Source organism: Burkholderia sp. E168m23, from assembly GCF_016586125.1.
Taxonomy (GTDB): Bacteria; Pseudomonadota; Gammaproteobacteria; order Burkholderiales; family Burkholderiaceae; genus Burkholderia; species Burkholderia orbicola.
Genome location: NZ_BCPP01000141.1, coordinates 1 through 10,082, shown reverse-complemented (window position 1 = coordinate 10,082; position 10,082 = coordinate 1). Strand labels below are relative to the sequence as shown.

The following is a 10,082-nucleotide window of genomic DNA, read 5'->3' as shown; positions in this document are numbered from 1 at the left end:
TGCCGTGTGGCGCATGCCGTTGCAGGCCGACGGGTCGGTCAGCAAGGTCAGCCAGTTCTTTACCTCCTACGGACCGAGCGGGCCCGACGGCCTCACCGTCGATCTCGAAGGCCGCCTGTTCGTCGCGAATCCGGGGCTCGGCCGCGTGTGGGTGCTCAACCATTGCGCGGAGCCCGTCGAGATCCTGACCGGACCGAAAGGGGCGTCGCTCACGAGCGTGTGCTTCGGCGGCCCGGACATGAAGACGCTTTTCATCACCGAATCGACGTCCGGTTCCGTCCTGAAAGCGGACATGAGTATTGCCGGCCCGCTGCCGAAACAGGCAGCGAAACGGGCAGTGAAGCAGGACTGAGACCCACGAGCCGGGAAGCCGCGCATCGGCTTCCCGCCCGCATGCCGAAAGATCGCGCCGCCAGCCGCGCGACGAAGGAGACAAGCATGACCATTTCGCACGCGCTGCATGCCGGCGATGACGCCCCGCGCGCCGACGCGCCGTCCTCGGCGCAGCTTGCCGGCGACGATTACGCGGCCAGCGAGCGCACGCTCGCCAAGGCGTTCCGGCGCATTCTGCCGTTCATCTTCGTCTGCTACGTGATCAGCTATCTCGACAGGACCAACGTCGGTTTCGCGGCGCTCACGATGAACAAGGATCTCGGTCTGACGGCCGAGCAGTTCGGTGTCGGTGCAGGCCTCTTCTTCATCGGCTATTTCCTGTTCGAGATTCCGAGCAACCTGATCATGCAGAAGGTCGGGGCGCGCGTATGGATCGCGAGAATCATGATCACGTGGGGCCTGTTCTCGATGGCGACGGCATTCGTCGTCGGACCGAAGAGCTTTGCGGCCGCGCGTTTTCTGCTCGGGCTCGCCGAGGCGGGGTTCACGCCCGGCATCTACCTGTATTTCACGCACTGGTTTCCCGGCAAGTGGCGCGCGAAGGTGACGGCCGCCTTCCTCGTCGGCATTCCCGTCGCGAACATGATCGGCTCGCCGATTTCGGGCGCGCTGCTCGAACTCGGCGGCCTGCATGGGCTGCGCAGCTGGCAGTGGCTGCTGCTGATCGAAGGCGTCCCTGCGGTGATGCTCGGCATCGCGTGCCTGTTCGTGCTGGCCGACCGTCCAGAGAAAGCCGCGTGGCTCAGTGACGAAGAGAAGGCGTCGCTCGCGAAGCGCCTCGCGTTCGAGCAGCGCGACATCGGCGCGAAGCACGGCAGCACACTGCGCGACGCGATGACGAACTGGCGTGTGTTCGTGCTCGCGTTCGTCAACTTCTGCGGGATCGTCGGCTCGCTCGGCGTCGGCTTGTGGATGCCGCAGATCATCAAGCAGTTCGGCGTCGAACACGCGGTGGTCGGCTGGCTGACGGCCATCCCGTATGCGATCGGCGCCGGTGCGATGCTCTGGTGGGCGCGTCTCGCCAATCGCGCTGCCAACCGTATTCCGTATGTTGCCGGTGCGCTCGCGCTGGCCGCGGCGGCGTTGTGTGCGAGCGCCTTCATTCATGCGCCGGTTTTCAAGCTGATCGCACTGTGCGTCACGGTGAGCGGAATCCTCGCGTTCCAGGCGACTTACTGGGCCATCCCGTCGGGATTCCTCACCGGCCGGGCCGCCGCGGGCGGACTCGCGCTGATCGTGTCGGTCGGCAATCTCGGCGGCTTCGTCGGGCCGTCGATGATCGGTGCGCTCAAGCAATTCTCGGGCGGCTTCACCGCGCCGCTCATCGCCGTGTCGGGTGTGCTGCTACTCGGCGCGTTGACCATCGCATGGCTCGGCGATCCGGGCTCGGGCGCCGGCGAAGCGCCTGTCACCCGCGAGGCGTGAATTTTCTTTCGCCAGAACACCCACCCACAAAAAACAGTTTGGAGACTTCATGTTGTCGAATCAGGCCAGCCAGCATTCCCGCCCGAAACCCCGCTTCATGCTCGGCGCCGTCACCGTCGCGAGCGCGGCCTCGTGGTGCGTTGCCGCGCATGCGCAAAGCAGCGTCACGCTGTACGGCATTGCCGATGTCGGCGTCGAACACGTCAACAATACGAATACCGGCGGCGCGCAGACGCGCGAAGCGTCGGGCAATCTGTCCGGTTCGCGCTGGGGACTGAAGGGCGTCGAGGATCTCGGCGGCGGCATGAAGGCCATTTTCCAGCTGGAAAACGGCTTCAACATCAATGACGGCACGACCGCGCAGTCGACGAAAGGTCTCGGTTCGAACGCCGCCACGACGTCGCGGATTTTCGGCCGGCAGGCGTGGGTCGGGCTGGCGTACCGGGGCCAACAACTCACGTTCGGCCGCCAGAACGCGCTTTTTTACGAACAGGCCGTGGCCTTCGACCCGATGGGCGCGTCGTCGCGATACTCGGTGCTGTCGGTCGACTACGCGGCGGCCGCGCGCATCGACAACTCGGTGAAGTACACCGGCGTGTTCGGCCCACTGACGGCGCAGGCCATGTATAGCACCCGCTACGACACCGGGTACGGCGCCGAGGTGCCGGGCGCGCAACTCACCGGCCGCTTCTTCAGCGCGGCGCTGACTTTCTCGCAAGGGCCGCTCGCCGCGAGCGTGTCGTACGAGCAGCGCAACAGCAACACCGTCGCGACCAACACGGGCACCGAGCGGCGCGCCACGGCCGCCGCGTCGTATGCGATCGGACCGGTGAAGGGATTCGCTGGTTATCGCTACCTTCGTGCGTCGAATGCGTTCCTGCCGGCGAACCCGATCCGTGTCGCGAACGGCGCCGAAGCCAGCACGGCGAACCTGTACTGGGCCGGCGCGCAATACGCGGTGTCGCCCGCGTTCGTGGTCACGGCGACGGCCTATTACCAGGACGTGCATTCGACGAGTGCCGACCCGTGGCTCGCCGTGCTCTGTGCGGACTATCTGCTGTCGAAGCGCACCGATATCTATGCGACGGCGGGTTTCGCGCGCAACAAGGGCGGCTCCGCGCTCGGCGTGAACGGCTATGGCACGGTCGCGCCCGATCACAACCAGACGGGTGTGGTGATCGGCATGCGCCAGAAGTTCTGAGGCGAGTGCGATGCAGACCGTTCACGCGCCCCATCTGCCGGTCAGGCCCGAGTGGCTCGCATTGCGCGACGAGCCGGTGCTCGAACCCGAACTCGCCATCGTCGACGCCCATCACCACCTGTGGGACCGCCAGACCGGGCGCTATCTCGCGGACGAGTTCGGCGCGGACGTGCGCAGCGGGCATCGGGTCGTGTCGACGGTCTACGTGCAGTGTCGATCGATGTTGCGCGCAAGCGGGCCGGAGGCGTTCAAGCCGGTGGGCGAAGTGGCATTCGCGAGCGGCGTCGCCGCGATGTTCGACAGCGGCGCATACGGCCCCACGCGCTGTTGCGAGGCCATCGTCGGCGGCGCCGATCTGTCGCTCGGCGCGGAACTCGAGGCGGTGCTCGACACGATGCTGCAGGTGTCCGGCGGGCGATTGCGCGGCATCCGCAATCCGCTCGCGTGGCATGCGAGCCCCGACGTGCGGTCGAGCCCGGTGACGCCGCCGCGCGACCGGATGTCGGAGCAGGCTTTCAGGCAGGGCGTGGCGACGCTCGGCCGCTACGGACTGTCGCTCGACGCGTGGGTCTATCACACGCAGCTCGACGACCTGTACGAACTCGTGCGCGCGTCCGAGGACGTCATCGTCGTCATCGACCACTTTGGCGGCCCCGTCGGCGTGGGGCCGCATGCCGGCCGGCGTGCCGAAGTGCATGCGCAGTGGAAACGGCAGCTCGGGCGTCTCGCCGCGCTGCCGAACACGCGCATGAAGCTCGGCGGCGCGGGCATGACCGTGTTCGGTTTCGATTTCGCCGCGCGCGAGTTGCCGCCGTCGTCGCAGGACCTGGCGGCCGCGTGGCAGCCGTATTTCGACACCTGCGTCGAGCTTTTCGGCGTCGATCGCTGCATGTTCGAAAGCAACTTCCCCGTCGACAAGGGGATGTTCAGCTATCGCGTGCTGTGGAACGCCTTCAAACGACTCGCGTCCGCGATGTCGGCCGACGAAAAGGCCGCGCTGTTCAGCCGGACGGCCGCCTCGACGTATCGCGTCGCGATTCCCGGAGACAACCCATGAAGACGACTGCAACCGCGGCGACGCAGGACATCGATTCCGCCGCCGCAGAAAAAGGGCTCACGCGCGTGACCGGTATCGAGTGGCGTGCGCTGTCGCTCGCGGGGCTCGGCTGGACGTTCGAGAGCTACGACTCGTTCCTGCTGTCGCTGCTGCTGCCGACGCTCGCGCTGCAGTTCGGGCTGAACAAGGCGCAGCTCGGCATGTTCACGAGCGTCACGGCGGCCGGACAGATCATCGGCGGCATTCTGTTCGGTTTCGTGTCGGACCGGATCGGGCGCGTGCGCACCGCGCTGCTCTGCGTCGGCATCTACTCGCTGTTTTCCGGCCTGATCGCATTTGCGCCCGATGCGCATGCGTTCGCCACGTTGCGCTTTTTCGGCGCGCTCGGCATGGGCGGGACCTGGACCGCCGGCGCGGCGCTCATCGCGGAGACCTGGCATCCGGGCCGGCGCGGCAAGGGTGGCGCGCTGATGCAGATGGGCTTGCCGATCGGCGCGATTCTCGCGATCGCGATCTCGGGCATCGTCGGCGCCACGCATGGCGGATTGGGCGGCGACAGCTGGCGTCTGCTGTTCCTGATCGGTGCGTCGCCGTTCTTCATTCTGTTCTGGGTCGCGCGCAAGACGCCGGAGTCGCCGATCTGGCTCGAGCGCAGGCACGCGAAGCCGCAGGCTCGCAAGCCCGACACGGCCGGTCACGAGAAGCTGAACGTACGCGGCCTGCTCACCGCCTTCTGCTTCATCTTCTTTCTGCAGTATCTCTATTGGGGTGTATTCACGTGGACGCCGACGTTCCTGATCACGGTGAAGCACCTCGACTTCGTGCATAGCCTGAAGTTCGTGCTGGCGCTGCAGTTCGGCGCGATCACCGGGTTCCTGCTGTTCTCGGCGTGGGTCGACCGGCTCGGCCGGCGGCCGATGTTCCTGGCCTACCTGGTGGTCGGCGCGCTGGCCGTCGGCGTGTATATCGTGTCGGCGAATCCGTTGCTGCTGATGACCGCGATCTTTCTGACGGGCTTCAGCGTGAACGGCATCTTCGCGGGCGCCGGCCCGTTCCTCGCGGAGATCATCGGCAATACGGCATCGCGCGGCTTCTTCATGGGTCTCGCGTACAACGGCGGCCGGCTCGGCGGCTTCATCGCGCCGTTGATCATCGGTGCGCTGGCGTCGACGTCGGGCGGCTTCGTGCTCGGGCTCGCGACGACGATCGTCGCGTTCGTCGCCGCGGCCGCGGTCGTGCTGTTCGCGCCCGAAACGCGCGGGAAGACGTTGTCATGACCGTCGCGACGCAAGCGGGGTGGGTGAACAGGCTGTTTCCGGCGCTGACGGAGGCATCGCTGCGGCGCTACCTGAGCGGGCAGGTCGCGTCGGTGCTCGGCAGCTGGACGCAGAACGTCACGCTGAATCTGCTGATCTATCACCTGTCCGGCTCGGCGGCGATCCTCGCGCTGCTCAACTTCCTGCTGTACGGGCCGCAGTTGATCGTCGCGCCGGTGGCGGGCTCCCGCATCGGCACGGCCAACGCGCGCCGCGTGACGCTCTGCGTGCTGACGACGTCGCTGCTGCTGACGGGCAGCCTCTTCACGTTGTCGCTGCTCGGCCTGCTCGGCGTGAAGCTGATCCTCGCGCATGCGCTGGCGATCGGCGTGTCGAGCGCGGTGGAAACGCCGGCGCGGCAGGTGCTGCTGCTGACGAGCCTGCAGGATGCGACGCACACGTCCAACGCGGTCGCGATGAACACGATGGTCTACAACGTCGGGCGCATGGTCGGCCCGACCATCGCCGGATTCGTCTATCCGACGCTGGGCCCCAGGACGTCGTTTGCGATCTATGCGCTTGCGCTGTGCTTCATGGCGGCGTGCGTGCGGTCGATCCGGACCGCGACGGTGGACCGCCCGTCGCGCGCGGAAAGCGGCCTGCGCGACGCGGTCGGCTACGTGCTGTCCGATGCGTTCTCGGCCCGCTATCTGCCGATTCTCGCGTGCATCGGCTTGTTCGCCGGCAGCTACCAGACGCTCGTGCCGCTGCTCGCGGATCAGGGTTTTCACGACGCGGCGCGCTTTACCGGCGTGTTCTTCGCGTGCGCCGGCGCCGGCTCGTTGAGCGCGGCGGTGCTGCTGTCGTCGGCGTTCGGGCCGCGCGCGTCGCGCCGGTTCATCGCCTATGCACCGTGGACGGCAGTCGGCGCGCTGGCCGTACTGGCCGCGACGACCGATGCGGCGGGATCGATTCCCGCGTTCTATGCGCTCGGCTTCAGCCTCACGTTCGCGGCCACGTCGACGAACGCGACGATTCAGCGGCAGTGCCCGGAGCATGTGCGCGGCGGGCTCGTCGGGATGTACGGCATGGCCTACAACGGCACGATGCCGTTCGGTTACCTGCTCGTCGGCAGCGCATCGGAGGCGCTCGGCGTGCGACACACCTTCGCCGCCATGGCCGCCGTGCTGGCGTGCGGCGTGGTGGCGGTCATCGCGTGGCAACGGTTCACAGGAACGCGCTCAGGCGCACAATAAACGGAGACAACATGCAAGCCGGTTTCATGGAAGCGTCCGCGATCGAGCGCCGGACCATACGAAAGATCGTCTGGCGACTCGTTCCCTTCTTGATGATCTGCTACCTGCTTGCCTTCATCGACCGGGGCAACGTGGGGATGGCGTCGCTGCAGATGAACCACGACCTCGGGATGTCGGCGCAGGTCTTCGGTTTCGGCAGCAGCCTGTTCTTCATTTCATACTTCTTTTTCGAAGTGCCGAGCAATCTCGCGCTGCAGAAATACGGCGCCCGGATCTGGATCGCGCGGATCATGATCACGTGGGGCATCGTGTCGGCGGCGACCGCGCTCGTGCACAACGCGACGACGTTCTACGTGCTGCGTTTCCTGCTGGGCGCGGCCGAGGCCGGCTTCTTCCCGGGCGTGCTGCTGTATTTGTCGTACTGGATTCCCGCGCAGTACCGGGCGCGGATTGTCGCGACGTTCATGGTCGCGATTCCGGCCGCGAGCTTCATCGGCTCGCCGATCTCCGCGCTGCTGTTGCAGATGGACGGTGTCTGGGGCCTGCGCGGCTGGCAGTGGCTGTTCATCCTCGAAGGCATTCCCACCGTGCTGCTCGGCATCGCGTGCCTGTTCATGCTGACGAACAAGCCGGAGAACGCGAGGTGGCTCGACGACGACGAGCGCGCGTGGCTCTCGAACGCGCTGGCCGCCGGCCACAAGACACGCAAGAAGGTGCCGTCGCTGCCGCTTGCGCAGCTGTTCCGCAACCGCTACGTGCTGTGCCTCGCGCTCGTCGACACGTGTGCTTCCGCGGCAGGCAGCACGCTGTCCGTGTGGCAGCCGCAGTTGCTGAAGTCGTTCGGCTTGACCGTCATGGAAACCGGCCTGCTGAACTCGGTGCCGTACGCGGTGGCCTCGATCCTGATGGTCTACTGGGGCCGGCGCTCGGACCGCCTTGGCGAACGCCGCTGGCACACGGTCGTGCCGATGCTGCTGATCGGCGTGGGGCTGTTCGCGACGTCGCTGAGCGGATCGCTGCTGCCCACGATCTGCATGCTCTGCGCGGTGCTGGTCGGCGCATATTCGTTCAAGGGCCCGTTCTGGGCGCTCGCGACCGACATGCTGTCCAACAGCACCGTGGCCGCCGGGCTCGCGACGGTCAACGCGATCGCGAACCTGCTCGGCGGCGGGCTGATGGTGAACGTGTACGGGTGGGTGAAGGCGGCGACGGGCAGCTACGCGCTCGCCTTGATGCCGCTCGCGATCCTCACGCTCGTCAGCGTCGCGACGCTGCTGCTGCTCACGCGCAATCATGCGGCCGGCAAGCTGGTCGGCAAGACGGGGACCATCTGATCATGGCGCGCATCGCGAGACGCGGGTTCCTCCGGATCGCCGGCGCGACGCTGGCTTCGGCCGCATTGCCGAGGCTGGCCGCGGCCGACGAAACGTGGTCGAGCGGCACCGAGCGGCCGGCGTTCCGGTTGCCCGACGGGGCGATCGACTGTCACATGCACATCTACGACGACCGGTTCCCGGTCGCGCCGGGTACGACGCTGCGGCCGCCGAATGCGACCGTCGCGCAATACCGAAGCGTGCAGGCGCGTATCGGCGTGAAGCGCAACGTGGTCGTGACGCCGTCGACGTACGGGACGGACAATCGCTGCACGCTGGCGGCGATCGCGCAGTTCGGCGCCGACGCGCGCGGCGTCGCCGTGGTCGACGGCACCGTGAGCGACGACGAACTTCGGGCGCTCGATCGCGGCGGCATCCGTGCGATCCGGTTCAACCTCAGCTATCCGGGCGCGACGACGCTCGACATGCTGGCGCCGCTCGCCGCGCGCATCGCGAACCTCGGATGGCATATCGAGCTGGTGGTGCAGGGTGCGCGGCTGCCGGAGCTGGAGCCGCATCTTGCAGCGCTGCCTTGCCCGCTCGTCATCGACCATATCGCGCATGTGCCGCAGCCCGGCGGGCTGTCGTCGGCCGCGTTTCGTACCGCGCAACGCCTCGTGGAAAAGGGCCATACGTGGATCACGTTGTCGGGGCCGTACGTCGACAGCAAGACGGGCGCGCCCGCCTACGACGACGTCGCGCCGGTCGCGAAGGCGCTGATCGACATGGCGCCGGAGCGCATGCTGTGGGGCACCGACTGGCCGCACCCGACGCAGAAGACGGACAAGCCGGACGACGCAAGCTTGCTGGACGTGATCGCCGGCTGGATCGGGCGGCCGGACTGGCAGCAGCGGATATTCGTCACGAACCCGGCGAAGTTGTACGGATTTGCATAGCGCGGGGAGGCGGTCGGAAGCTTGAAGCCGCTGACGAAACGATGTCATCCTAAATTGGTGAAGACGTTTGCCCGACCAACGTATCTTCGCGCATGTCGTCGAACCGAAAAGCACGCTACGACGCGTCGCGCTCCGTCACATGCTCGAGCAAATGCGCGACGAAGCGGGTGAGCTTCGGCAGCGGGCGCCGGTCTTGTCGATACACGATATGAACGGGGTGCGGCTTCGGCTCGTAACCTTGCAGCACCTGTACCAGCGCGCCGCTCGCCAGATCGTGGCTCACCAGGACTTCCGGCTGCAGCAGCAATCCCGCGCCTGCGATGGCGGCCATTCGCAGGCCGTTGCCGTCATTGCAAGTGAACCCCGATTCAGCCGAAAAGTGCGTGCTGTCATCGTCGCCGAGCTTCCAGCCGTTGCGGCTGCTCCACACCGTGTGGAACAGGCAGTGATGCGCGCTCAGGTCCTGTGGCGTTTGCGGACGCCCGTACTGAGCGAGATAGCCCGGCGACGCGCAGATCACCATGCGATACCGGGTCAGCGGCCTTGCAACGAGGTCGGCATCACCCAGTTCGCCGATGCGGATCGCCAGATCGAAACCCTCGTCGATCAGGTCGACGTTGCGATTGCTCAATTCCAGCTCGACGCGTACGAGCGGATACCGCTGCCGGAAAGTCGCGGCTAGCGGCGCGATGACACAGGCGCCGAAGGTGATCGGCGCGCTGATTCGCAACGTACCGGAGGGCGACGCGCGTAGCCGTTCGACCGACGTTTCGGCGATGCGCATGTGTTCGAGCGCACGCTTGGCGTCTTCGTAGAACACGCGACCGGCATCGGTCAGGTTCTGGCGCCGGGTAGTGCGCTCGAGCAGGCGCGCAGCGAGACGCTCCTCCAGTTCGCGCACATATTTGCCGACCATGACCGCCGAGATTTCCAGCCGCCGCGCCGCCTCGGTGAAGTTGCCGCCTTCGACGACGGCAACGAAGGTTTCCATGGCACGCAGTCTGTCCATATTGCGAACTGTAGGTTAGGAGTGTCGGAAATTAGAGCATATTTATGGGGTCCCCGGTTCGGTGAAGAATGGCGACGTTCCAACCTGAACGCGAAAAGGAGTGTTCGATGAAGATCGTCGTAATCGGTGCCGGCGGGGACGTCGGTCGTGCCGCGGCAGATGAGCTTGCGCGTGATGGCAAGCATGAAATCATTCGCGTTGGCCGCACCCGCGGAG

The 10,082-nt window shown here is 66.5% G+C and carries 9 protein-coding genes; 8 read left to right on the top strand and 1 reads right to left on the bottom strand.

Translation table 11 applies throughout. From position 1 onward, the window contains the following. The 8 genes from JMF90_RS10225 to JMF90_RS10190 all read left to right on the top strand — a co-directional run. Window positions 1-352 (top strand): SMP-30/gluconolactonase/LRE family protein (locus JMF90_RS10225; RefSeq protein WP_201325082.1); only part of this gene is annotated, 352 nt, incomplete at its 5' end. An 86-nt stretch (window positions 353-438) separates the two neighbouring features. Further along, window positions 439-1,818, top strand: a complete 1,380-nt coding sequence (locus tag JMF90_RS10220) for an MFS transporter (RefSeq protein ID WP_011694856.1) — start codon at window positions 439-441, stop codon at window positions 1,816-1,818. A gap of 49 nt (window positions 1,819-1,867) precedes the next feature. Continuing rightward, window positions 1,868-3,019 carry a porin gene (locus tag JMF90_RS10215; RefSeq protein ID WP_011549026.1) on the top strand — a complete coding sequence of 384 codons (1,152 nt, stop codon included), beginning with the start codon at window positions 1,868-1,870 and terminating at the stop codon, window positions 3,017-3,019. A gap of 10 nt (window positions 3,020-3,029) precedes the next feature. Then, the gene (locus JMF90_RS10210) at window positions 3,030-4,076 is read left to right on the top strand and encodes an amidohydrolase (RefSeq protein WP_011549027.1); all 1,047 of its coding nucleotides are present in this window, start codon (window positions 3,030-3,032) and stop codon (window positions 4,074-4,076) included. Next, entirely contained in the window at window positions 4,073-5,353 is a 1,281-nt protein-coding gene (locus JMF90_RS10205) for an MFS transporter (protein ID WP_011549028.1), read from the top strand. The genes JMF90_RS10210 and JMF90_RS10205 overlap by 4 nt, the downstream gene beginning before the upstream one ends. After that, the gene (locus JMF90_RS10200; RefSeq protein WP_011549029.1) at window positions 5,350-6,588 is read left to right on the top strand and encodes an MFS transporter; all 1,239 of its coding nucleotides are present in this window, start codon (window positions 5,350-5,352) and stop codon (window positions 6,586-6,588) included. The genes JMF90_RS10205 and JMF90_RS10200 overlap by 4 nt, the downstream gene beginning before the upstream one ends. An 11-nt stretch (window positions 6,589-6,599) precedes the next feature. Further along, window positions 6,600-7,922, top strand: coding sequence for an MFS transporter (locus tag JMF90_RS10195; RefSeq protein ID WP_011549030.1), 1,323 nt, complete (start codon window positions 6,600-6,602; stop codon window positions 7,920-7,922). 2 nt (window positions 7,923-7,924) lie between these two features. Then, window positions 7,925-8,857 (top strand): amidohydrolase, encoded by a 933-nt coding sequence (locus JMF90_RS10190; RefSeq protein WP_011549031.1) that lies wholly within the window; start codon window positions 7,925-7,927, stop codon window positions 8,855-8,857. 115 nt (window positions 8,858-8,972) lie between these two features. On the opposite strand, the gene JMF90_RS10185 is transcribed toward JMF90_RS10190, so the two are convergent. Next, complete coding sequence (locus JMF90_RS10185; protein ID WP_011549032.1) at window positions 8,973-9,866, bottom strand: LysR substrate-binding domain-containing protein; 894 nt, start codon at window positions 9,864-9,866, stop codon at window positions 8,973-8,975. Window positions 9,867-10,082: the final 216 nt, after the last annotated feature.

What these genes read in the sequence shown, in the direction of transcription:
- JMF90_RS10205 (WP_011549028.1), top strand. Translation starts at nt 4,073, where the DNA reads ATGAAGACGACTGCAACCGCGGCGACGCAGGACATCGATTCCGCCGCC.
- JMF90_RS10200 (WP_011549029.1), top strand. Translation starts at nt 5,350, where the DNA reads ATGACCGTCGCGACGCAAGCGGGGTGGGTGAACAGGCTGTTTCCGGCG.
- JMF90_RS10220 (WP_011694856.1), top strand. Translation starts at nt 439, where the DNA reads ATGACCATTTCGCACGCGCTGCATGCCGGCGATGACGCCCCGCGCGCC.
- JMF90_RS10185 (WP_011549032.1), bottom strand. Translation starts at nt 9,866, where the DNA reads ATGGACAGACTGCGTGCCATGGAAACCTTCGTTGCCGTCGTCGAAGGC.
- JMF90_RS10210 (WP_011549027.1), top strand. Translation starts at nt 3,030, where the DNA reads ATGCAGACCGTTCACGCGCCCCATCTGCCGGTCAGGCCCGAGTGGCTC.
- JMF90_RS10190 (WP_011549031.1), top strand. Translation starts at nt 7,925, where the DNA reads ATGGCGCGCATCGCGAGACGCGGGTTCCTCCGGATCGCCGGCGCGACG.
- JMF90_RS10195 (WP_011549030.1), top strand. Translation starts at nt 6,600, where the DNA reads ATGCAAGCCGGTTTCATGGAAGCGTCCGCGATCGAGCGCCGGACCATA.
- JMF90_RS10215 (WP_011549026.1), top strand. Translation starts at nt 1,868, where the DNA reads ATGTTGTCGAATCAGGCCAGCCAGCATTCCCGCCCGAAACCCCGCTTC.